The following is a 23411-nucleotide window of genomic DNA, read 5'->3' on the forward strand; positions in this document are numbered from 1 at the left end:
TGTTTCAACCCCCGGGGGCCCCATCCCCCCCCGGTCGGGGGCCGGGGGTGGTGGGGGGGGGGGGGGCGGGCGGGGGCCCCCCCCCCGGGCCCCCCCCCCCCCCCCCCCGCCCCCCCCCCACGGCCCAGAACCAGCCCACGTGACGTTCACTCCCCTTGGAGGCTTCGTGCATGGCCTGATCGCGAGCCCGTTCCTTGATGAACACCTGGTCGTCCGCCCCGGACACGCCGCTGGTATCAAGATCCCCCTGTCTCGCTACCTGGAGGTGAAGCGGGCGGTGGACGATGGCCGGCCCCCGCCGGCCTGGCTCGTCGACGGTGCCCATCGGGCGTGGTCCCTGGACATTGCTGAGCGGTCCGTCACTGACAGCGTGCTCGTGCGGGCTCCGGCCCCCTATGGCTACGCCCGGCCTCGTACGAGATCAACAAGGGCTGTGACTATGACTGCCCGCACTGCTACCTGGGGCAGAAGAAGTTCGAGGGCCTGTCATGGGAGCACAAGGCACGGCTGCTGGAGATCATGAGGGATGCCGGGGTGCTCTGGCTGCAGATCACCGGCGGCGAGCCGACGATGCACCCCGACTTCACCGAACTGGTCGCGCCCGCCCTGGCAGCCGGGCTGGGCGTGCAGGTGTTCAGCAACCTGTACCGAGTGCGGCGAGAGAACTGGGAGCTCTTCGCGCACCCGAAGGTGAGCCTCGGGACGTCGTACTACTCCGACGACCCGGCAGAGCACGACGAGATCACCGGCCGGAAGGGATCCCACGACTCCACCCGGGCGAACATCGCCGAAGCGGTGCGCCGCGGCATCCCCGTCAAGGTCGGCATCATCCAGATGCGCGACAGCCAGCGCACCGAAGAGGCCCGCACCGAGATAGAAGCCCTCGGCATCAAGCGGGTGCACGTGGACCGGGTGCGCGCCGTGGGCAACGCGGCAAGGACGGCGGCCCCGCCGTCCACATCGGAGCTGTGCGGGCGCTGCGCGCAGGGGAAGGCGGCGATTCTGCCGGACGGCACCGTCGCCCCCTGCGCGCTGGGCCGTTTCCTGCCCGCCGGCGACGTGAAGACGGCCGGACTCGCGGCCGTGCTCGCCGGGCAGCAGTGGGCTCAGGTCCCTGCCAGTATCCCGCGCCGGTACCGGGACGGATGCACGCCCGACGAAGACTCCTGCATGCCCTCCCCCGGCAGGATGTCGGCCTGCAACCCTGATCAGGATGGGTCGGACTGCAGTCCGGCCGAGACCCCGGCGCCTGCGAACCGGCATACGAGTAGGAGGCCTCCATGGACTGGCAGACGCACGCCCGGCGCCTGGCCGCCGAAGTGGTGCGGCCCGAGTCGCGTTGGTACGAACCGCTCGCCACCACACCCCGGCACACGTTCGTGCCCCGCTGGTGGACGCACGGTTCGCAGGCGTGGGAACTGCACGACGGTGCGGCCGACCCCGAGGCGTGGATGCAGGCCGCCTATGCGAACCGGACACTCGTGACTCGTGTCGGCCCGGTCCACGCCGACCACGCCGAGCCCGGCGCGATCCTTGCGACCGGCACCCCGACGTCGTCATCGACGCTGCCGGGCCTGGTGGTCACCATGTACCGGCACGCGTTGATCACCGACGACTCACGCGTGCTGGTGACGACCGGGACCGGATACGGCACCGCGCTGCTGTGCCGACGGCTGGGCGACGAGCGAGTCACGACCGTGGACGTGGATGCGCACCTGGTCAAGGTCGCCGGTGAACGGCTCGACTCCATCGGGCTGCACCCGCACACGGCCACGTGTCCGTACGGTCCATCCCCGTCTCCTGGCTGGCCGCGCTGCAGGCCGGCGGCCGACTCGTCACCACACTCGCCGGAACCGGCCTGATCGTCACCGCAGACAAGACCGAGGGCGGCGGAGCCATCGGCCGCATCGAGCCCGACCCGGCGGGGTTCATGCGCACCCGCCACGGCGACGACTACGACCACCGGGCTATAGACCAGTTGTGGGAGACGGCACGGCACGCCGACGGCGACACCGTCACGACCAGCCGCTACCCGCTGCTATACGTACCGGATTCGTGGGAGGTGATGTCGGCGCTCGAACTCACCCTCCCCGGCATCAGCCACCGCACCAGCACCGATGGAGAGACGCGCACCGTGTGGTTGCTCCACCCCGACGGTTCGTGGGCCCGCGCGACCGCGACCGGATTCCTGGACTCGCCCACGGTCCACCAGGGCGGGCCACAGCGCCTGTGGGACGAGCTCGAACGCATCCGCCACCGGCTCAACAGGGAAGGGGGCTTGCCGGTGTACGGAGCCCGAGTGCACATCGACCCGGACGGCACCATGCACCTCGCGCGCGGCAACTGGACGACCACCATCACCGCCTGACCGCCCAGGCGAACACCGAGGCGTACCAGGTCAGCCCTCAACTGATCACGCATCCCCTAGACCCGCCGGTCCGCGCCCCCCGTAGCAGATCAGCGGTGTGCCCCGTCCCTGGCCTCTCCCCCTCCCCTAGGCCAGGACGGGGCACTGCCATGCCGCCGACCGCCCGGCCCTCGTATCGTGCGGCCATGGCCAGTTCCGTCCAGTTGCTCAGCTCCGAGGAGTCCGCGCGTCTCGTCACCGCACTGCGGCACGGCCGGAGTTTGGAGGACGCCACCGGCGACCTGTGGCCAGACCTGCTCACAGTCTGGGCTACGGCTCGCACGGACACCCGGCTGACGGTCGCGCTCGCGGGCCGGGACCCGGACGCCGAGGCAGAGACGGCGCGCACGGCCAAGGCGGAGTATCTGCGATTGCTCGCCCTTGGTCTCCCGCCGACACGGGCGGAGCTCATCATGGGCGCCGGCGACGTCGCCAGGCGGCGCGCCGTTCCGGCGTATGCGAAGTCCTGCGCCGCCGTCAGCGAGACCACCGCCCCCTACGGGCACGGCAAGTGGGCCCGGCTCACCCCGCCCACCGTGGCCCGGTTCCTCGCCAAGCTGCGCACGCCCGTGTTGCGTTGCGGGGCGACGAGCGTGAAAGCCGCCGCTGCAGCCGTCGGCGTCACTCCCCAGGCTTTATCAACGGCGCCGCCGTGACACGGAGTTCGCCGCCGCCATGGACGAGGCCCGGCGGACCGCCGCCCGAGCAGGGAGCCCCGGCTACGGGTGCCGTCGAGCTGCCCTTTGCCGCAGACGCCCGTCGGGTCGGGCACGAACACGGCCCCTGGGAAACGCCACGAACAACAGCCATAGCCGTGCTGATGATGTCCTCTGGTCCCGTACTCAACGTTCAGGAGCTGGAGGGACCGTCGGCACTACGCCAGGGTCGCGCCTGTTCAGGTATTCCGCCGCTCTCTGGGCGAACGCGTCGATCGCGTTCTTCAGGGCCACGTGCTCGTTGGGCGAGCGACTTGGGTTCGGTGGCCGGTGGTTTGAAGGGTCGTCCGGACTCGTCTCATCCGGGTCTATTAGATGAGTCCTTCCTGCGTCGTTCAGGAAGTCCTTGAGCCTCACCGCGTGTTGCTGCACTTTCTGAGCAGCTCTCACTACATCAGTACCAGCGACTCCTGCGGCCTCCAGCAGCACATGTTGGGCAGCTTCTGCGATGCGGTGTGGTTGGCCAAGGGCAGAGACCTGCTGCTGGAGCCAACGCGTCGTGGCGTCGGGAAGGTCCACGTACGCACATTCCTCGTCCTTGAGCCGGTCTACGTGCTCCTGAACTGCTCGGTCCCAGCGCTCAGCGGCCTTCGCCGCTGGGTCCGCCTGGCGTGTCCATTCTTGGGAGACGGTGAGAAACTGCGCGAATACCTCACGCTGCGCCGTCCGCCGCGCGGTGTCGAGTGGCCCTAGATACGCCGTTAGGGCTGTCTCCGACGCGGCCTTCATCGCCATCCTCGCGGCCGACAGAGCAGCCACGCCGCCGACCAACGCACCGGCTAACCCGCTGGCTCCGCCGATCAGCGCAGCCGTCATCTCACCGTCCATGCGGGCAATCCTGCCCGGACGCCGACGGCAGTACTCGGCACCAGTAGAAGCCGCCCCGCCAAGGCCGTTCTCCTCCGTCCCGCAGCGCCGCCGACGGGAACCTGCGCGCTGAGCCCTCGTGAAGTCAAGCTGGGCGCGCGGGCTCCCGCATCGCCGACTCCAGGATTCTGCGAACTCGCGTGCTTCCAACCGCTCCAAAGCCGATCAGGACCCCACCACGTGGCAGCCCCCGGCCGCCGGCTACCCGCTGCCCGTACGGCACCGACTGGATCATCATCAAAGCACTCTGGCAGCTTGCCATCGACCACACCGAACATGCTGCGCTCACCGACATCCTCGACGAGTGCCCCAACTCCCCCATCACCGTCACCCACACCCGATAACCACCAACGCAGCCCTCGCGAAGAGGCACAGAGAATGGTTCGGCGCCAGGTCAGCCGCACGTCCAGAAGATCGCGTCCGCTGCGTCCTCGACGTCCTCCCTACTGCGGGCTTCATGCAAGCGAGTACATACGGTTGTTCGGACGGAGCGAGTCAGCAACGATGCGCAAGCACAACGCGTCATCTGACTCTGGCTGGGCGACGTCAAGGCATCGTGACTGTGGGACATCGAGGACCGTGCAAGTGCCACCGCCAGCAACAGAGTCGGCCGAGGAAGTGAAGATGAGGCCTTCGACCGGATGGGACGAGCTGAAGACACGCAGCAGGTACTCGGTGACGATCTGTGTGGGCACGTACTCCAGATGCTCCAACCCGTCCGAATTGGCGCTGAGTTCCTTCACGAAGTCGTAAAGAAACCTAACGCCCCGTCGTAGTCGGGCATCGTGATGCGGATGGAAGATCGAAGGCTCCGGTATCAGACGCGTGAAGTCGACGACAGTGCAAGGCCGGGTGGTCTCGAAGGCCGCGTAGGTGATCAATGGCGTGGCGTCGGTGGCGTGGCGTGTCACTTCCTGTACGGCCGTGCGCGGGCAGCTGGCACCGTAGAACAGCGGAATGCCGGCCGGGCTCATCCTGTTGGGCCGCACGGCTTGCTCAGGCAAGGGGGTGCCCAGATGGCGAGCGTGCCAGCACAGATCGGATGCGCTGTGCGTGCGCGCTCGCCACAGTCTGTGCCCAGCGGGCAATTCCCGCAGTAGTCCCACTTGAGGTATGAGTTGACCGACCTCATGGAGGATCGCAGCCGCCGGGATCTCCCCGGCGCCCAGGAACTCCTCATCCGGGCTATTCTCGGTCAGCCAGAACACGTGGCGAGTGCGGAATTTGACCTGATGGCAAAACCGCTTCCAACCGTCGCGCAGGGCTTCGTCGTGGCGGAGTGCGGCAAAGTCGCGCTCGATCCAGGTGTGGTCCAGTGCCGCGTCGCGGACTGCTGCCTGTAGTTGATCATTGGTGAAGACGTGTGCGTAGTCGTCGACGAGTTCTGGCCCGCTCCATGATGGGGTGGCGACGAGCTCTCCTTCGAAGTAGGCGCCCTCGTCGCCGGCGTAGGCGTACTCGGTGCGCAGGCCGTCGAAGAAAGCCTTGAGGAGTACGTCGAGTTCGGCCGCGGGCGCCGCCTCGCAGAAGTCGCACATCTGGTCGGTGTCGGCCGCTGCCTTCACCTCATCCGCCAGATGTCGATCATTCACGCAGTCGGCGCATACCCACTTGTCGGCGTAGGCCCAGCCCTGCTCGTCCTGTGCCAGCCACAGATCTCCCCCCATGAGCTCAAAGGTTAGGCGACCGACATACGGGCGTGCGACATGCTGCCGTGCAAGCGTCGTTGGGAGGTGCAAGTGATGATGCAGGAAGGAGGGTCAGTGGTCGGTGTCGTCGATGCTCAGATCGCGGCGCATCGTGTGGCGCATCTCGGACAGCAGCTCCCACGAGGCGTTCACCTGCCCGTCGAACGCATCGAGGGCTTCGGGGTCGGCCGGCGGCGCAACAAGCAGTCGTTTGAGCATTCCGTAGCCCCGGTTGAGGTGCCGGCTGGCTGCTCCGGCGGCTGCCAGGACGAGAGTCGGCACGACCATCTGCGCCTCGGCATAACTGTCACGATGAGCGGTGCGGCGGGACTCCAGTTCGTCGAGGCATGCCTCGACCCCACTGCCGGAGCGCAGGGCGTGCTGGAGGTTGACCTGAGCCGTCAGGTACTGGCGGGAGGCGGTGTTGAGGGATATGTAACAGGAGCGGCGCAAGTCAAGGAAGTCTCGCTGATGTGCCTCAGCGCGTTCGGCCCGTCGTACCTGCTCGAGGTGTTGGCGCTCTTCGCGCTGCTGCTGAGCCATCACCTGAAGTTCCAGACGCTTAGTACGGTCGGCGCGGCCTTGGGTGAACAAAGCACCGCCCAGCGTGCCCACGACACCGACGACAGCAACGGCCAAGGCGCCCCACGTGTCCCCCACAGCTCGCAACCTCCTCTGCGACGACAAAGAAGACAAGTATGACAGTTAAGCCGTCCGGCCGATCACGTGGAATGATCCCCCATCAGCAAGTTGCGGCTTGCGGAGAGTTCAGCGGGAGGGGCGATGGACGAACAGCACTACCTGTGCATGGCGGAGATCTACGATGAAGCGCTGCAGAAGGAGCTTCGCGGGTATCTCGATTCCGGCACGTGCAGCTTCTGCGGCGGCGGGGGTGAAGGCGTGGTGTCCTTCGAGCTCTTTATGGAAGAAGTCATGTCCGCGGTGAGCTGGCGATTCCAACGTGCCGGTGACGCAGGGGTCCCGCGCGAGGATGGGGACTGGGCAGAAGCCACCTGGGACTTCCATGAGGTCACCCAGGAAATCCTGTGGGGTGCCGTCGAGTGGGCTGTCGCCGACGCCGTCGGCAAGCATGACGACGGTGACGCCTGGGTGTACCGCGACTACCCCTGGCCTGCCCACGATGTGGCGATGCGGCGAGGCTGGAGGGACTTTTGCAAGCTGGTCGATGAACACGACGAGGCCATACTGTTGCCGGCAGGACCGGACCGGCGGTGGGCGTACGGCCTGTACGGACCCCTGGAAGTGCTCGACCACATCTGTGAGATGGCAAAGAAGCTGGGGCTGGTGGTGCCGCTCGTCGAGGGCAGCCAGCTGTGGCGCAGCCGGCTGGATGAGAAACCTGTTGCGTGTACTGCCAAAGAGGTGGGGCCGGCGCCAGCCAAATACGCAGGACCCAATCGCATGAGCCCGGCCAGGGTGTCGATGTTCTACGCCGCCGAAGATCCCTCCACAGCCCAACGTGAGGTGACAGCGCACCGCATTGATCCGACGCAGACGCATCTGACCACCTGTGCCTTTGCCGTGGCTCATTACGATTGCTGGGTTCTAGACCTGACCGACCTGCCCGAAGTTCCCAGCATCTTCGACAGCCAGCGGCGGAATATGTACACGTTCGCGGACTTCATGCAGCACTTCGCCAGCGAACTGTCCAAGCCGGTTCCGCTCGACGGCGCGCAGCACCACGAATACCGGCCCACCCAACTCTTCACCCAGTACCTGCAACACCAGGCGCCTCTTGGAGTCAAGGGCATCCGGTTCCGCTCAGCCCAAATCAGCGACGGCATCAACTACGTCCTGTTCGCAGGCCCTCAGGACTGCAGCGACCCCCAGACCCAGAAGCCCGAGCACCTGCTGGTTATCGAACCCACTACAGCTCTGCGGACCATGCTCAAGGCGGAATGAGCTGCCGCTCTCGTCGGCGTGGTCAGGTGTTCGTTGCGATCTTCAATCCATGGTCGGAGAACCCCACCGAATCGCGGCGAGCCCTGCGCGCCCAGCTCGCCGTTGTTACCGCAGACGTCTGACGTCCACACCGGCCCCGTAAGGGTGTGGGGGCTGCGGACACGCACCGGCCCGGTCATGCATGGACGGGCCGGGACTGTGCCGCCGCTAGGGGTGGGGCCCCGACGGGCCCCTCCGCACAGCCCCCCACCTCGTCATCTGGTTCAGCTGCTGTGCTGGAAGCGCACGGGTTCACCGAGTACCGTGCGGGCGCTGTCGAAGTCAGCGAGTCGGGCCGCGACCGTGGCGACGGCGAGTCGTTCGGGCAAGGCGGCGGAGAATTTCAGGCCGCGTACGGCGCGACGGTCCACGTCGGGCAGGACGAGATTGTCGCTGACGTTCTCGCGGGCGGTGCGCCAGTCGGCCGGGGTGAGGTCTTCGCGTAGGCGCAGCCAGCTGTCGGTGGGGCGTTGCAGCGGGTCGGTGACGGATTGGAGGGTGGCGGCGAGGGTGGCGTTGGCGCGGTAGCCGGCCCATGTCCACCAGCGCACATCGCTGCCGACGCGCGTGATCAGCGTGCCGCCGGGGTGCACGGTGTCGGGTGCGTCGCTCTCGCGCTGTTCTGTCAGGCACGCGGTGGCGCGTCGGGTGAGGGAGACGGGCGGGTCTGTGCCCAGCAGTACCTCGCGCATGGAGCGGGTGAGGGCGTAGGACAGTCCGCTGACCCCGCCGTTCATCCACTTGGCGATGCCGCCGCTGTCGGCGGGTTCGACGAAGACGCGCTTGCGGAGCCAGTCGATGTAGGTGACCTGCCAGCTGCGTCCGCCGAGCAGGAGCCGTCGGGGGCCGGGGCGCTCCTCGGTCAGGACGGTCGGGTCGGTGCGGCCGATCTCCGTGCGCCCGGACAGGACGGTGAACTGCGGTGGCGCGGTGAAGGAGGCGGTGAGTTCGATGAAGTGCCGTTTGCCGAAGCGGCGTTCGGCTTCGGGGCCGACGAAGAGCATGCCGCCGTCGGTGTCGAGGAAGCCTTCCTCGGTGAGGAAGCGCAGGATGGGGGCGGCGGACCGGTCGAAGGGTGCCAGGCCGTTCCACTGCCGGTCCCACAACTGGTCGCCGAGCTTGTGCTGTTGCAGGGTGACGGCGAGCAGTTGCTGGGCCACGAGGTGGCGTGGCTCGGGGGGCGGGAGGACGGGTTCCACCCAGCCGCGCGCCCACAGCAGGAGCAGGCCCGCCGCCTGCAGCAGTGTTTCCTTGCGGGTGGTGAGAAACAGGCAGTTGCGTTGGGTGCCGGTGCGCCTGCCGGTGCGGCCGATGCGTTGCAGGAACGAGGCGACGGTGGGGGGTGAGTCGATCTGGATGACGCGGTCCAGGTCGCCGACGTCGATGCCGAGTTCGAGGGTGGAGGTGGAGACGATGACGCAGTCGCGTGCCTCGGCGAAGGCTTGTTCGGAGCGGGTGCGTTCGTCAACGGAGAGGGAGGCGTGGGAGAGGAAGACGGTTACCTCGCGGGCCCGCAGGGCGGCGCCCAGCTCTTCGACCTGGCGGCGTGAGTCGCAAAAGACGAGCCGTTTTTCTCCCCGGTGCAGGGCCGCGATGAGTTTGGCGGCGTTCTCCAGGGAGCCGACGTAGTCGAGTTCCACCTCGCCGGCGGGTCTGCGAGAGACGTCGGCGGCAGCCGTGTTGCCAGGCTCAGGGGCTGGGGTGGTGGGCAGGTGGACGTCGGGGGCGACGACCTGCCCGGTGCGGTTTTCGGCGCCTGCGCCTTGCAGCCAGTGCAGCAGCTGGGCGGCGTTGCCGACGGTCGCCGATAGTCCGACGCGCTGGATGGGCCGCCCGGTGACCCGTTGAAGGCGTTCGAGGACGGCGAGCAGGTGCCAGCCTCGGTCGTCGCCGGCGAAGGCGTGCACTTCGTCGACGACGACGGCCCGCACGTTTCCCAGCAGGCGCGCGTGGTCGGTTTTGACGCCGATCAGCATCGCCTCGAGTGACTCGGGTGTGGTCAGCAGGATGTCCGGCGCGTCGGTGCGGATGCGCTGGCGCGTTGATTCCTTGGTGTCGCCGTGCCACAGGGCCGCGCGTCGCCCCAGCCACTGGGCGTAGGAGTCGACGCGGGTGACGAGGTTGTTGAGGAGGGCTTTGAGCGGACACAGGTAGAGGACGGAGGTGCCGGTCCACTGCTGGGTGGCCATCGCGGACAGGAGGGGAAAGCAGGCCGCTTCGGTCTTGCCGCCCGCGGTGGGAGCCAGCAGTACGGCGTCTTGGCCCTCCATGAGCGGGGTGATCGCCGCCTTCTGCAGGGGGCGCAGGTCGGGCCAGCCGAGGGTGTTGACGATGTGGTGCAGGACGACGGGGTCGAGCCGGTCCAGCACATCGAAGGGAGCAACCTCTTCTTTGCTGCTGCCCTGTCCGTTGGCGTCGAGGGTGCTGTCGCCGTCTGCCATTACAGGTCCACGTCGATGTCGTCGGCGGATGCGGGGCCGCCGGTGGCAGTGGCGGCCAGATTGCGCTCCACGTCGGTGAGTTCGCTGCTGGCGACCGTCAGCCGGTAGTGCTGGCGGGGGTCGAAGTCGTCGAACTGGTCCACACGGTCCAGGACGTCTCCGACGAGCTTTTTGAGGAACAGTCGCGGAGCCACACCGACTTTCCCGCCCAGCGCCCCACCGACGGCCCGCGCGAGGTCCGCGACATACAGGTCGTCGACGACCGTCTTCACGCGCTCGGGCGACGCGGCGGCCTGCGCGTACAGGTCCCGGATGGTGACGCCGAGACCGACCAGGGACTCCTGGTTGAAGCCGGGGAGTCTGATCTGCACGGCGCGGGGGTTGTCGAAGCGGGGGTCGGTGGTGAAGTCGGTGGCGATCCGCTGGGCGAGTGGGGCCAGGCGCTGCACGCCCTGCTGCCCGTCGTAGAAGGCAGGGGTGCCGGTGATGATGAGGTAGAGGCCGGGGAAGCGGCCGGAGTGCACCTCGTCGATGAGTTGCCGCAGTGCGTTGAGGGCCTTGTCGCGGGCGTCTGAGCGGACCCGTTGCAGGGTCTCTACCTCGTCGAGGACGACGATGAGTCCGGTGTGCCCACTGTCGCGGAGCACGGTGAGGAGGCCTTGGAGGAAGCCGAGGGCGCCGAAGTGGTCGAGGTCGCCGCGTACCCCGGCGGCCCTGCGGGCGGAGGCGGCGACATGGGGCTGGCCGCCGAGCCAGGCCAGCACGGCGGCGGCGGTTGTCTCGTCTGCGTCGGCGAGGGCGGTGCGGTAGCCGCGCAGCGCGGTGGCGAAGGACGGGGCGTGGCGGGATACCTCTGCAAGCCGTGCCACGAGGAGTTTCTCTACCTCGTCGGGCAGCTCGTCCTCGCTCGCGCCGGCGGCGAGGGCGTCCTCTTCCAGGGCGTAGAACCAGGCGTCGACGACGGGGCGTAGGGCGCTGGGCGGGAAGCTGGAGGTGGTCAGGCGTTCGGTGAGGCGCCGGTAGACCGTCTCCAGCTTGTGCAGTGGGGTCTCGTTCTCGGAGATCTGGATCTCGGCCACGGCGAAGTTGCGGCGCTTGGCGCGCTCCCCCAGCCAGCGGGTGAAGAAGGTCTTGCCGGACCCGTACTCGCCGCGCACAGCCTTGAACACCGCCTCACCCGAGGCCACGGCGTCGAGTTCCGCGTCCAGGGCTGCTTCGAACCGGTCGAGTCCGGTGGCCAGCAGATCGAGTCCGCTCTCGGGCACGGCGCCGCGGCGCAGCGCGTCGATGACGGTACGGCGGCGGGCCGCGCTCACGTGGACGGGGCCCTTGGATCCAGTGGTGCTCACGAACAGCAGTCTTCCATCTTCTGCAGCGTTGCCTGACGGGAGCAGTGGGGGTTGAGGCGCCCGGTGTGCACCGGTTTCAAGCGGCGGTGCCCGTGCTGCTCGACCGGGTCCGGTTGCCTAGCACTTCTCCCCTACCCGGCCGAGTGTTTTTTCGCGGAGCTCGACGCTGCTGGCACGCAGCCATCGCGCTGCAGAGGGCTGTGGCTTGGGTTGTCCGCGCACCCCAGAGCGTCACATATAGGTAATAAGCCTCTTAAAACGGATATCTCGGTCTCACGGGTGACGGGAGTGTCCGGTTGGTGATCAGTAATGCGATGTGGGGCCGGATCGCGCCGTTGATACCGACCGATCCGGTCCGCGGGCGACGGTGAGCGGATCACCGCCGCATGTGGCTGGCCCCATGGCGGGGTCCTCCTCCGGTGTTGCCCGATTCGCCTGGTGAGGCGCGGAGTTGTGGCTTAGTGTCAGTCGAGCGTTTCAGCACAGGTGGTATGGGGGCGAGGGTGGGCGGTTCAGACGCTACTCAACTTGTGTTCTTGCACGGGATCGGAGGGATCCGTGATCCGGAGCGGGAACGCCGTGAGTGGCTGGAGGCCCTGGCCGCAGGCGCGCGCAAGGCGGGGCACGCCGACGCGGTTTCCGGGCTGACCCAGGGCTGGCTGGCGGAGGTCCGGTTCGCCGACTACAGCGATCTGTTCGTCGACGCCGAGGCTCAGGGGGACCAGGCCCTGGCACTCGATGACCAGGAAGACGCGGTGTTCCTGGAGGAGTTCGTCGAGGCACTGATCGACGAGCTGGGCGTACAGTCCGTGGAGCGGGGCGACAAGCGGGCGTTGGCGGTGGTCGAGGACGCCCGGTCCCAGCTGCCCCGCTTCGACGGCGAGGCCCAGGGCGTCGGAGCGCCGATCCGGGTCCTCGGCAGGGTGCTGACGACCCTGCTGCAGATTCCGGGGCTGCGCGGGAGCGCGCAGTGGGCGAGTGGTCTGCCGCTGCTGTGGTACCTGGCCCAGGTCGGCCGCTACCTCGGCAGGCAAGAGGCCGACGGCGCCGGGCGCACTTTGGACCAACGGATCCGCGAGCGGGTGCTGCGTGGCACGGAGCCCGACCGGCCGCTGATCGTGGTGAGCCACTCACTCGGCACCGTCGTGGCGTTCGAGGCGCTGAGCGGCCACCGCGGGCCGGTTCCGCTGCTGATGACCTTGGGCTCACCGCTGGCCACCGGGGCGGCCGTACTGCAGCGTCTCGTGCCGCAACCGCCCCGCACTCCTGGCCGGGTCGAACGGTGGCTGAACTTCTGGGACCGCGACGACATCGTGGTGGGCCGGCCCCGCATCCAGAACTGGATGCTGCCCAACGCCTCGGGTGTCCTGCCGGTGACCGAGCGGGTGGACTCCGACGGTCTGTGGGTGCACAGCGCCACCAAATACCTGCAGCAGCCGGCCGTCGCCGGCCCCCTGGTCGAAGCGCTGAAGAAGTGACCGAGGAGCAGCGCCGGCACGTCTTGGTCGTGGGCGCGCAGTGCACGGCGATGGGCGTCCTGTCCCGGCTGGAGGAAGCCGCCCGCAACCTGCACTCCGTGCTCACCGACCCCGCCCTCGGGGCGTGCGCCGCCCGCACCGGCGACCATCCGTCCCTGCTGGTGAGCGCCGCTCTGAAACCCGAGGACGTACGCAACGCCGTACGCGAAGCCGTGTGCCGGGCCCGGGACGACAACGCGGTGCTGGTGGTGGCGTTGCTCGGGCACGGTTTCACCGCCCCCCAGCAGGCCGACCTGTACTACATGGTCGCCGACTCCACGACCGGCAGCATCGGGTCCGCGGTGCACGTCGGCCAGTTGCTCACCGAAGCCGTCGACGAGCCAGGGGTCGAGGGCGTCGTCGCGCTGGTGGACACCTGCCACGCGGCTGGCGCCGCCCCGGACGCGCGCGGCATCGCGGGCGGGGTGCGGGCGGGCCGTACCAGGCTGTCGGTCCTCACCGCAGCCGCAGCCGATCAGGCGGCCCGCGACATGCGCCTGACGTTCGCCGTCGTCGACGTGTTACGCAAAGGAATCACCGGCGCCGGCCCTCTGGTGTATGCGGACGCCAAGCTCACCGAAGAGCTGCGCGAACGCATCGTCGGCCAGGTCGTCGGCCGGTTCGAATACGACAACGACCCCTTCGCCGCCGACGGCCTGTGGCTCGCCCGCAACGCGCGGTCGGCGCCAGGCGCCGGAGGCGGCGTCGTGGGGCCTGCGGGACGACAGGACCTGGAGGAAGCCGTGGCCCTGTGGCGAGCCGGTACCCGCCTCCCGGCACGCCTCACACGTTCCGCGCTCGACGAGCTACACACGTTCGCCCGGCGGAGCGAGGTGGCGGACGCTGTCGACCCGGTCTGGCACGACCGGGTCACCGACGTGGTGGCGACACTCCTGGGATGCTGCGAGGTCGTCACCCTCCTCAACACCGTGTTCGCCGAGGTGCTGACCAGCGATCTGCTGCGCGCGGCACGCCAGTTGTCCGGTCTGCCTCCGGAGGCCGAGGGCGCCGAGCTGCTGCGCGACATCGTCGAGTACGCGGCCCTACGCATGCCGAAGCTCGACGAGTCCCCGTGGAAGGTCCCCGCGCGCTTCGTGGCGGCCCTTGCCCTACTGGCCGCGGGGAACGAGGTGGACGCCCGGCTGCGGGAGTGGGCGGGGAAGGCGGGTGTGGTGATCGACTTCAACGACGCCCTGGCCGAGCTGGCGCGCAAGCGTGAGCAGGGTGAACTCCGCCTGGTCGTCAGCCTGGCCGGCGCGTTGAACAACTGGCCGGACGAGGTGGACGCCTGGCTGATCGGCGGCGGCCAGAGGCTCCCCGTCCACGAGCGCTTCCGCTGCGAGTCCGCGGACCAGCGCGGGGTGAGCCGGGCGATCGGGACGGCCCTGAACTGGGCGCGCCGCCGGCTCCCCACACCGGAACAGCTGGTCAACCTGGATGTCGCCGCGCCTGCCCACCTGCTGGCGTCCTGGCAGCCCGAGGAGGACAAGGTCGGCCTTCGCCGGCTCGGCGTCAACCACACCGTCGTCGTGCGCTGGAGCGGCCGCATGGACCCGATGGAGGAAAACGCTGAGATGAACGATGCCGCCCGCAAGGCGCTGCGCGACATGGCCGCCTGCACCAGCGCGCCGGTGGACTGGATCGGAGCGTCCGTCCTGAAGGACCAGCGGCGACTCGAGCAAGACCTGGAGACAGGCCGGTACGACACCGCGGTCGGGCTCGACCACCACCCCGAAGCCCTGCATGACGTCCTTGAGCAACTACTGCCGTACGCGCCGATCATCCTGTGGCCACGGCCGGACGCGCGCCCCGGTGACCAACGACTGCAGGCCCAGGTAGAACGCCACTGGCAAAGCCTGCCCGCTGGCTTCGCCGAGGCCTACCGGAAACGGTGGTCCGCGGGACACGAAGATTGCAAGGCCTGTCTCGGCGAGATGCGTGCGGTCTGGCACGACGAGGCCTGGCTGGAGTTCTGCCGTCCCTTCGAGCAGCGTGTCGTGGCCAGCCCCGAGGAGGAGTTGTGACCTGGAAGCCCTACTACCGCGGTGACGGCGAGCAGCGCGACACCCCACTGGCCGTCCCGCCGCCGTGGCGCACGTTTCCGCGCACGCCGCAGCACCGCCAGTACCAGCCGCCGCCCGGTCTCGTCGACGCGGTGAACGCGGCGCTGCACCTGCGCCGCCCCCTCCTCGTCACTGGTCCCGCCGGGTCCGGCAAGTCCACTGTGATCGAGCAGGTGGCCCACGAGCTGAAGCTCGGGCAAGTCCTGCGCTGGCACATCACCTCCCGCAGCTCGCTGACCGACGCCGTTTACCGTTACGACGCCCTGGGCCGCATCCACGCGCAGAGCCTGCGCGCGGCCATGACGCACGGACCGGCGGACCGGGCCGGACGCGGACGCAGCCGCGACGACATCGCTCCCTTCCTGCAGCTCGGGCCCCTCGGCACCGCGTTGCTGCCGGCCGACCAGCCGCGTGCCCTGCTGGTCGACGAGATCGACAAAAGCGACCTCGACTTGCCCAGCGACCTCCTGGAGGTCCTGGAGCGAGGTGAGTTCGAGATCCCCGAACTTGTGCGGTACCGCAAGCCCAGGGTCAAGGTCCGCCAGTGGGACAGCGACGAGGAGCACCTCATCGAGCGGGGGCGGGTGCAGTGCACCCAGTTCCCGTTCATCCTGCTGACCAGCAACGGTGAACGCGACTTCTCACCGGCCTTCCTACGCCGCTGCATCCGCTACCCCATGCCCGCCCTCACAGGTGACTTCCTCACCAGCATCGTCGAGGCCCACTTCCACGAGGTGCCGGAGAGCGCACAGCAACTCGTCGAGGAGTTCGCCGAGCGAGTCGAGGCGGGCGAACACCTCGCCGTCGACCAGCTGCTGAACGCCGTGGCCCTGCTCACCGGTGACCAAGCGCCGCAGGGCAAACAGTACGAGGAGCTGCGAGAGCTGCTCCTGCGCGAGCTCTCGCGTGTCTGACGCCCTCACCCGGCTCGTTCGGGCCCTGGGCAGCGCGCCACTGCCCTCCGCAGTGGACGCGCGCACGCTCGCCGACGCCCTGTGGCTCGCCGCCTCGGGCACCGCGGACCGGGACCCGGCCCCACCCCTGTCCGCACCCGCCGAGGAGACCGTCACCCTCCCCGAATCCACGGCGCCGCCTGAGCGCACCGAGCCCGGGCTCGGTGGGGACGGCACCCCGACCGGCGCGAGGAGCAGGGAGCTGTCCGTCCGGCAACCCGGGGCGAGTGACACGGTACGTGGCGCGCCATTGTCGCTGGGGCGCGCCAACCCGCTGCCGGATGCGCTCGTCGTCGGCCGGGCCATCCAGCCCTTCCGCCGGCCATGGCGCCAGGGCGCACGCAACCTCCTGGACATCGACGCCACCGTCGAGCACTATGCGCGCGGCGGCCCCCTGGTACCGCTGTTCCGTCCCGCTCCCGAACCCTGGTTCGAGGCGGTCGTCATCGTGGACTCCGCGCTGTCCATGAGCGTGTGGCAGGAAACCATCCGGGCCGTCACCCGGCTCCTGACCACCTTGGGAGGTTTCCGCGCCGTCCACACCTGGCGCCTGGAATGGCAGGGGGACGAACCGCGCGTACACGACCACCACGGCTGCGAAGTCCCCCGCGAGCGCGTCCCCCACCACGGCAGCGGCACCCGGGGCAGGCGGCTGGTCCTGCTGGTCTCCGACTGCGCCGCCCGCGGCTGGCACAGCCCCGTCCCCTGGGTGTTGTTGCGCGACTGGGGTGCACAGATTCCGGTGGCCCTGCTCGATCCGTTGCCGCCGCGGCTGTGGCGCCGCTCCGCCCTGAACCTGCCCCCCGTACGCGTCACCGCGGACCGAGCCGGCGAGCCCAACCGCGCCCTCCGCTTCCGGCTGCCTCCCAGACTCCGTCCCCGTGTGGACGCCGAGGACACCCTCGGGCCCTGGTCCGCGCTGCCCGTCGTGTCCTGGAGCCCGAACTCCCTGGGCGCGTGGGCGAGCACGCTCATGCGCGCCGACCCACGGGGCTGCGACGCGGTACTCATCCCCGCGACGGGCCGCCTGCCCCGGGCGCGCAACAGATCAGCACCTGCCCGACAGACCGACCCGACGCGGCTCGCCGAAGCGTTCGTCCACACCGCCCCCACCCCGGCCGTACGTCTGGCCGTCCTCTGCTCCGAGCTCCCCGAACTGCCTCTGCCGCTGTTGCACATACTGCGCGACGAGGCCGTGCCCGAAGCCCGGTACTCCGATCTCGCCGAGCTGCTCACCAGCGGCCTGTTCACCGTACGCCGCGACGCCGAGGGCGATCCGCTGCTGGCGCTCAGCGCCCCCGCCCGGGCCCATCTGCGCACGCACCTCACGACCCACGACGCATGGCACATCCGGGCCGCCTTCAGCCGCCATGCCACCGCCCACCCGTACGCCCCCGGGGGCGTCGCGACCGTACTGCACGACCCGACTGCGGCACGGCAAGTCCCGGCGCAGACACAGCCCTTCGCCGAGACAGCCACCGCGGTGAGGGGGGACGGAGGCGCGGAGGCGACACGGCGGGCCGGTGCGACACCCCCGGCCACCCCCGAGGCCAGTGCCGCGGCGACAACTCTTGGGGCGGACGAGGCATCCGCTACGTACGAGGCTATACGGGCGCAGATGCAGTCGCTGTTCGGCCCGCCCACCGCGCCCTCGGCTCTGCGCGACACCGAGCTCCTGCTGCGGCACCTGATTGACTACACCTATCACCGGCTCCCGGCCCCGCTTGGTGGCTGGCCTTATCGGAACACGCTCTTCGATGACCTGCGCCCCATCCAGGGCAGACTCACACTCACCCATGTGATTAGCGACCTCCGCGGCCAGCTCTCCGAGGAGGGCATCGACCTCGAAGGGCCGACGCGGGTTGAGGACGCGCTCGAACAGGACCTGCAGTGGCGTACCCCAGGCGCACCGCTGCGTGTCACGCTACGAATGGAGACCACTTTCTCGTGGCCGCGCGTGATGCAGGCTGCGCGCACCACATCCCCGCGCACCCCGGTCGTACTCTCTCCCGTCGAATTCCTCCTGGTCCTCGACGACTCGGACAAACCCGGAGGGCTTCAGCCTCTCGGATCCTGTGTGGCCCTGGTCGAGCGCACGGCTCCCCGGCCGGGGGCCGTCGTCGTGTTCCGTGTCCAGACCCGCCTCAGCAAAGTACGGCGGGAAAGCCGGGATGCACTCGCCAAATCTCTGCGCGAGCTACACCACCGGGCCGGCGCCCCGACATATGCGTCGCTGGTGTGGCGGGCCGAGCAGGCGTCCCCTCCCGTCCACCTCACCACGAGCACACTGTCCGACTGGTTCAGAGGGAAGGCCGTCCCGGCCGACGAGCGCAGTTTTAACTGGCTGGTTCACGTTCTCGCCCAGCAGGCTGGTCCGGATTCCGACGGCCAGTCAACCGCGGCCGCTCTCAACGAGTTGCGGGACCGTGCTCTGCAGAAGCGTCGAGAAGAACCGGCATCATCCGTCATGACGACACGGCTCGGGCAACCGATTGCTGTATTCGCCGACCGTGCGGCGCGGTCGAAAGCGCCGCGCTACATCGAGCGGAGCCACGACCGATTGCTGCGGGCCGTCGTAAGTGACTGCGTTGCCGGAGCATCGAGGCTGGTCCTGCTCGTCGGCCCGCCTGGCTCGGGCAAGTCCCGGTCGGCCTGGGAAGCGGCGCGCCACCTTCCGGACGACTGGTCTCTGTGGGAACCCCAGTCCAGCGCCGACCTCGAGGCGGCACTCGACACCCCGGCCCGGATCGGTGCGCGCACCGTGATCTGGCTGGGCGATGCGGAGCGTCACCTCCTGGACGAGACGGCCGGCGGCCGCGGCGAACGGGTCGCGGAGGCGCTGAGAGCGCGGCTGGAAGCCCCCGCCGACGGTCCAGTCCTGATGATGGGCACAGTGCGAACGGAGCCCTGGTACACACTCACCTCCGCTGCCCCGCTGAGTTCTCCCGACCGTCATCAGCAGGCACGAGCTCTGTGCCTGAGGGGTGTGGCCATCCCCGTGCCATCGCTAGTGAACGCCCCGTCCCTCTCCTATCTCACGAGTGGCGCCGACGCGATCGAGCGGTATACCTCCGCGCCGTCGTTCGTACGCGCCTTCGTGGACGCCGCGATCGACGCCCGCCGCTACGGTCACGGCCCGACGATCCCTGGCGTCCTGCTCTCCGAGGCGGCCCTCGGCTATCTGCGCCATCTCGATAAGAACACTCCGGATCTGAGACAGCTCTCTATCGAGAAGCTGAACAGCGCAGGCCTGATCCAAGTTGCGCGGCCGGACGGGTCAGTATCCTCGCTGGGATCCTTCCGGCTCTCCGACCACATCGAGCAGTATGGGCGTGAAATCCGCCGTCACTCGATCCCCCCGGAATCCCTGTGGGACGCACTGGCTCGGAACGCCGCGGTCCCGGACCTGGAAGCCATCGCCCGCACGGCGGAAGAACAGGGCGACTCACAGCTTGCGGAGCGTTTCCAAGCACTCGCCACGGAGCGGCGGAAAGCGTCCACCGCCGTGCAGGAAACCACCCCCGTCCAACTGCGTCAGCTGTTGGAACGCACCGACCTCGGCACAGACGAGGCCAGAGCCGTCGCCGACCAGGCACTGGACTGGCTGAGCGCGCATGACCGTACCGAGAGCGCTCAATACGTCCTCACCGCCCTCGTGTCCCGCCCGGATCTGCCTCGCCGGCAGACGACACAGGCGATCCAACAGGCACTGGACTGGCTTACGGTGCACGGGCAGGCCCAAGACGCGCAGTACCTACTCCGCTCCCTGCTGACGATCCCCCACCTTGCCGGGGACGAGACGGCCCGAACACTGGCGTATACCCGGACATGGCTCGCAGCACATGGGGACACCGAATCGGCGCAGTTCGTGCTGTCGACGGCTCTGCTGCACGAAGGCCTGTCGCAGGAGGACGCCCACTTCGTCGTGAACCAGGCGCTGCACTGGCTGGACTCCTACGGCGGCAGCCTCGACAGTGCGTTCGTGCAGAGCGCCGCACTGCGCCGGAACGACCTACCATCCAACACCCTACGCCAGTTCGTGCGGTACGCCCTCGACTGGCTCAGGTCGGTCGGCACCTCCGCCAAGGCCCAGCTCGTGCTCTATCGGCTCCTGCAACGCACCGATCTGGCACCGGAGGAGACGCGCGAGGCCACGGCGCTCGCTCTGAGGTGGCTGGAGGGTCACAGGCACGACACCGATCTTGACGCCCAGCTTGTCCTGCGTGAGCTGCTGAAACGCACCGACCTCGGCACAGACGAGGTCAGAGCCATCGTCGACCAGGCGCTGGACTGGCTTACGGTGCACGGGCAGGCCCAAGATGCGCAGTACCTACTCAGCTCCCTGCTGGCGATCCCCCACCTTGCCGGGGACGAGACGGCCCGGACGCTGGCGTATACCCGGACATGGCTCGCGGCACGTGGGGACACCAAAGCGGCGCAGTTCGTGTTGTCGGCGGCTCTGCTGCACGAAGGCCTGTCGCAGGAGGATGCCCACTTCGTAGTGAACCAAGCGCTGCACTGGCTGGACTCCTACGGCGATAGCCTCGACAGTGCGTTCGTGCAGGGCGCTGCACTGCGCCGGAACGACCTACCATCCAACGCCCTACGCCAGTTCGTGCGGTACGCCCTCGACTGGCTCAGATCGAACGGCGCCTCCCCCGAAGCCCAGCTCGTGCTCTATCCGCTCCTGCAACGCATCGATCTGGCACCGGAGGAGACGCGCGAGGCCACGGCGCTCGCTCTGAGGTGGCTGAGGGGTCACGGGCACGACACCGATCTTGACGACCAGTTTGTCCTGAGCGCGGTACTCTCCCGCGACGACCTCACTCCGGTCGAGGCGATGAGGGCCGGTGACCGCGCACTCGATTGGTTGCATATCCACGGTGCTGGACCGTCCGCGCAGTACGTGCTGCGTCCCCTGCTCCTGCGCACCGACCTGGGACTCGAAGTGACGACCAGGGCGGTAGAAGCAGGGAGACAGTGGAGCAACACGCGTAACGCCGCAAACGAGTCGGACGCTGGCATCGGCGAACTCGCGCGCACCCGCGCCGCCGCCGTGGACTCCGGACGCAATTACCTCATCCTCGTCGTGGACATCGCGGGATTTGCCGCGAAGTCCGTGATGGACCAAATGAATGCCCACAGTGCTCTGAACACCGTTCTGACCCAAGTGCTCTCCCAGGACGAGAGCCCACCGACGTGGGAGAGAAGCGACAGGGGCGACGGGCAGATCATCGTCTTCGAGCCGGGGACGCGAACAATGGCGCTGGCCCCGGACCTGCTCACGCGGCTAGAGCGCGCACTGCACGACCTCCACCGAGACGCATCACTCAGACTGCGCCTCGCGCTGCACTGCGGTGACGTGGCACAGAACCGGGGGGCACGGCTGGGGCAGCCGGTGGTCACGGCCACCAGGTTGGTGGATTCGCAGCCGTTGCAGGCCGCTCTGAACGCCGCGCGCAATTCCCCGGCGGCCGTGGCGATCTCCGACACCCTGTTTCACGCCGCCTTCGCTGACAGGCAGGACCTACGCAACACCTTCCGCCCTGTCTACATCCAGAGTAAGGAGGGCGCCGAGAAGGCGTGGGTCTCGGTCGCGGGGTACAAGGCACCACCCGCCATCGAAGCATGGTCGCGTCCTCCTGAAGATCTGTGACGGTGGCGGCCGGACGGCCGACTTCGCGACGCCGGAGACCGAACCCGGATGGACCTGTCGCGGCATCGCTCTCGCAGCGGCTTTGCACGCCTCAAGGTGGGGTCGCCGACATGGGCGCTGTCCAGGCGGTGGGCTGGTTGTGAACTCAGAAACGGTGTGGCCAAAGGAACGTGTCGGGGGTTTGCACGGCAGGAGGCCGTCGGGGGGTCATCGTGCCGACGACGGCCTCGGCCGTCCTCATTACCTCTTCGTGGGTGCCGCTGCTGAGGTGATGAGCAGGGCAGATGCAGTCACCCGTGCGGGCGTGCGTGCGAGGGGTGCTGTTGAGTTCCCGCACGTGTGCGAAGGCGTGTTCGGGAAAGTCGGCACGCACAGAGTGCCAGGTGCCGCTCTGCTCCTCTGGGAGGAGACCAGCGGCCACGTCCGGGCGCATGGGCGGGTAGAGCTGGCCATCGTGCTCGCGGAGCAGGAAGACGCGGTCGATGTAGTCGACGGTATCTCCCGTCGGCTGTTGCTCCTTCAGCCAGGCCAAGGCGTCGCTGCGGCTTCCTGGCCCCCATAGGTAGTCCGTGGGGAACTGCGTGGTCTCAAACCGAGTGTCGAACGCTGCCCAGTGGGCATCCTGCAGTCCGCCTTCCGGGCGAAAGACGCTGCGGATCAGGAGGTAGACGAACCCTTCGGCGCCGGTGTCATCGCGCAGGGCATCGGCCTGGGCCATGTGGATGTTTCCCTCGTCGTTCCAGGCCATAACGACGATGTCGCGCTCCACAGGCGCGGGATACAAGCGACCGCCCGGGGTGGGGCATCCCCACAGCTGGTTGATGAACTCTGCCAAGTCGTGCAGTGTGCGGGCCGTCGCCACCGGCGTAGTGCGCTGGTAGCCGACCGGGTGGGCGACAGCATTGCGTAGATGTGTCAATGCGTGCTCGATGCCACGTGTGCGCTGACCACGCAGCAGCCCGGCCTCACGCGCCCAGGTCCGCAGCCCGGCAAACATTCCATTGAAGTCGATCAGCGTGCTACCGACCTTCAACTGCCACCGCGGCGAGGCCCGCCGGCGCCTTCTGCTCAATCTCTTTACTGCGGCGAGCACATCGTCGTAGGTGTGGACATCCTCGACGGCGGCAGGCTCACTGCCGTTGGCGTCTTCGAACGTGATCGTACCGGCGCACCACTGGACGAACCGCTCTCTCAGCGCCTGTTCCATCACCAGGAGCGCGCGGTCGTCGACGACGGTGAAAATGTCGTATTCGAGCACACCGTAAGCGAACAGCCGCTGAAGCCGGGCGAACTCGCGACGCGTGTTCTGGGCCACGTCCGGGTCGAGTACGCAGCCTGCGATCAGCAACTGCAGGTACTCCGCTGACTTTTCGGCAGGCATCTTGCTGCCCAGCCCATGCGGGGTGAAGACGAGCGTGGTGCTGTCCGGTGTCTGCAGCTCATCAAGCGAGCGGATCTCTGCCATGGTCGCGGCCTCTCATGGGGTAACCGTTCAGAGTGCACGATGGGTTCCCTCCGTTCCACTGTTTTGATGCGCGCGAGGATGGGGGCGTGGTTCTTGCTGACCCGTCGGAATGTCCGGGCGTGCTCTGGTCTTACTCACGCTTGCTGCGCAGCAGGCGGAGGCACGTATCTCCTCCATGTTTCGGCTTTGGCTCCGCCGGTCAGGCCCGGGGGGCCGAACGCGTTGGTGAATGATGCACCCCACCTACACGCTCACAAGCACGATGAATGACGGCAGCAACGGACACGCCACTCGGGCCGCCCCAGGACAGAGTCCGCCGGGCAGCCC

At 68.5% G+C, this 23411-nt stretch carries 12 protein-coding genes and 2 pseudogenes; 8 read left to right on the plus strand and 6 right to left on the minus strand.

Features of this window, described 5'->3' with window-relative positions; translation table 11 throughout:
• Nucleotides 1-459: 459 nt before the first annotated feature.
• From ACIBK0_RS45280 to ACIBK0_RS45290, 3 genes and pseudogenes are all read left to right on the plus strand, one after another.
• Nucleotides 460-1053 (plus strand): annotated as a pseudogene (locus ACIBK0_RS45280) (radical SAM protein); the annotation flags it as partial.
• Nucleotides 1054-1280: 227 nt separating this feature from the next.
• Nucleotides 1281-2368, plus strand: a pseudogene (locus ACIBK0_RS45285) (protein-L-isoaspartate(D-aspartate) O-methyltransferase).
• Between the two features lie 185 nt (nucleotides 2369-2553).
• Nucleotides 2554-3063, plus strand: a complete 510-nt coding sequence (locus ACIBK0_RS45290; protein ID WP_399094227.1) for a hypothetical protein — start codon at nucleotides 2554-2556, stop codon at nucleotides 3061-3063.
• 186 nt (nucleotides 3064-3249) lie between these two features.
• Here the strand turns inward: ACIBK0_RS45290 and ACIBK0_RS45295 are convergent, their stop codons facing one another.
• From ACIBK0_RS45295 to ACIBK0_RS45305, 3 genes are all read right to left on the minus strand, one after another.
• Entirely contained in the window at nucleotides 3250-3951 is a 702-nt protein-coding gene (locus tag ACIBK0_RS45295; RefSeq protein ID WP_399094230.1) for a hypothetical protein, read from the minus strand.
• Between the two features lie 494 nt (nucleotides 3952-4445).
• On the minus strand, nucleotides 4446-5657 hold the full coding sequence (locus ACIBK0_RS45300; RefSeq protein WP_399094233.1) for a HEPN-associated N-terminal domain-containing protein: 1212 nt from the start codon (nucleotides 5655-5657) through the stop codon (nucleotides 4446-4448).
• Nucleotides 5658-5750: 93 nt separating this feature from the next.
• Nucleotides 5751-6338, minus strand: coding sequence for a hypothetical protein (locus tag ACIBK0_RS45305; protein ID WP_399094236.1), 588 nt, complete (start codon nucleotides 6336-6338; stop codon nucleotides 5751-5753).
• A 123-nt stretch (nucleotides 6339-6461) separates the two neighbouring features.
• Between ACIBK0_RS45305 and ACIBK0_RS45310 the strand changes: the two genes are divergently transcribed.
• Complete coding sequence (locus tag ACIBK0_RS45310; protein WP_399094239.1) at nucleotides 6462-7601, plus strand: RES domain-containing protein; 1140 nt, start codon at nucleotides 6462-6464, stop codon at nucleotides 7599-7601.
• Nucleotides 7602-7864: 263 nt separating this feature from the next.
• Here the strand turns inward: ACIBK0_RS45310 and ACIBK0_RS45315 are convergent, their stop codons facing one another.
• Both ACIBK0_RS45315 and brxD read right to left on the minus strand, forming a co-directional pair.
• Nucleotides 7865-10081, minus strand: a complete 2217-nt coding sequence (locus ACIBK0_RS45315) for a DEAD/DEAH box helicase (RefSeq protein WP_399094242.1) — start codon at nucleotides 10079-10081, stop codon at nucleotides 7865-7867.
• Complete coding sequence (gene brxD, locus ACIBK0_RS45320) at nucleotides 10081-11430, minus strand: BREX system ATP-binding protein BrxD (RefSeq protein ID WP_399094245.1); 1350 nt, start codon at nucleotides 11428-11430, stop codon at nucleotides 10081-10083. Before brxD ends, ACIBK0_RS45315 begins: the two co-directional genes overlap by 1 nt.
• Nucleotides 11431-11960: 530 nt before the next feature.
• Between brxD and ACIBK0_RS45325 the strand changes: the two genes are divergently transcribed.
• Genes ACIBK0_RS45325 through ACIBK0_RS45340 form a run of 4 tightly spaced genes read left to right on the plus strand, consistent with a single transcriptional unit; the run spans nucleotide 11961 to nucleotide 21619 of the window.
• Entirely contained in the window at nucleotides 11961-12908 is a 948-nt protein-coding gene (locus tag ACIBK0_RS45325) for a hypothetical protein (RefSeq protein WP_399094248.1), read from the plus strand.
• Complete coding sequence (locus ACIBK0_RS45330) at nucleotides 12905-14971, plus strand: hypothetical protein (RefSeq protein ID WP_399094251.1); 2067 nt, start codon at nucleotides 12905-12907, stop codon at nucleotides 14969-14971. Before ACIBK0_RS45325 ends, ACIBK0_RS45330 begins: the two co-directional genes overlap by 4 nt.
• On the plus strand, nucleotides 14968-15924 hold the full coding sequence (locus ACIBK0_RS45335; protein WP_399094254.1) for an AAA family ATPase: 957 nt from the start codon (nucleotides 14968-14970) through the stop codon (nucleotides 15922-15924). Before ACIBK0_RS45330 ends, ACIBK0_RS45335 begins: the two co-directional genes overlap by 4 nt.
• A complete protein-coding gene (locus tag ACIBK0_RS45340) occupies nucleotides 15917-21619 on the plus strand; it encodes an SAV_2336 N-terminal domain-related protein (RefSeq protein WP_399094257.1) in 5703 nt (1900 codons plus the stop codon). The genes ACIBK0_RS45335 and ACIBK0_RS45340 overlap by 8 nt, the downstream gene beginning before the upstream one ends.
• A gap of 145 nt (nucleotides 21620-21764) precedes the next feature.
• On the opposite strand, the gene ACIBK0_RS45345 is transcribed toward ACIBK0_RS45340, so the two are convergent.
• Nucleotides 21765-23084 carry a hypothetical protein gene (locus tag ACIBK0_RS45345; RefSeq protein ID WP_399094260.1) on the minus strand — a complete coding sequence of 440 codons (1320 nt, stop codon included), beginning with the start codon at nucleotides 23082-23084 and terminating at the stop codon, nucleotides 21765-21767.
• Between the last annotated feature and the right edge of the window lie 327 nt (nucleotides 23085-23411).

It is taken from the genome of Streptomyces sp. NPDC050564, assembly GCF_044457265.1.
Classification (GTDB): Bacteria; Actinomycetota; Actinomycetes; order Streptomycetales; family Streptomycetaceae; genus Streptomyces.

Coding starts and splice junctions, on each gene's coding strand:
- ACIBK0_RS45300 (WP_399094233.1), bottom strand. CDS start 5,657: ATGGGGGGAGATCTGTGGCTGGCACAGGACGAGCAGGGCTGGGCCTAC.
- ACIBK0_RS45315 (WP_399094242.1), bottom strand. CDS start 10,081: ATGGCAGACGGCGACAGCACCCTCGACGCCAACGGACAGGGCAGCAGC.
- ACIBK0_RS45345 (WP_399094260.1), bottom strand. CDS start 23,084: ATGGCAGAGATCCGCTCGCTTGATGAGCTGCAGACACCGGACAGCACC.
- ACIBK0_RS45295 (WP_399094230.1), bottom strand. CDS start 3,951: ATGGACGGTGAGATGACGGCTGCGCTGATCGGCGGAGCCAGCGGGTTA.
- ACIBK0_RS45310 (WP_399094239.1), top strand. CDS start 6,462: ATGGACGAACAGCACTACCTGTGCATGGCGGAGATCTACGATGAAGCG.
- ACIBK0_RS45290 (WP_399094227.1), top strand. CDS start 2,554: ATGGCCAGTTCCGTCCAGTTGCTCAGCTCCGAGGAGTCCGCGCGTCTC.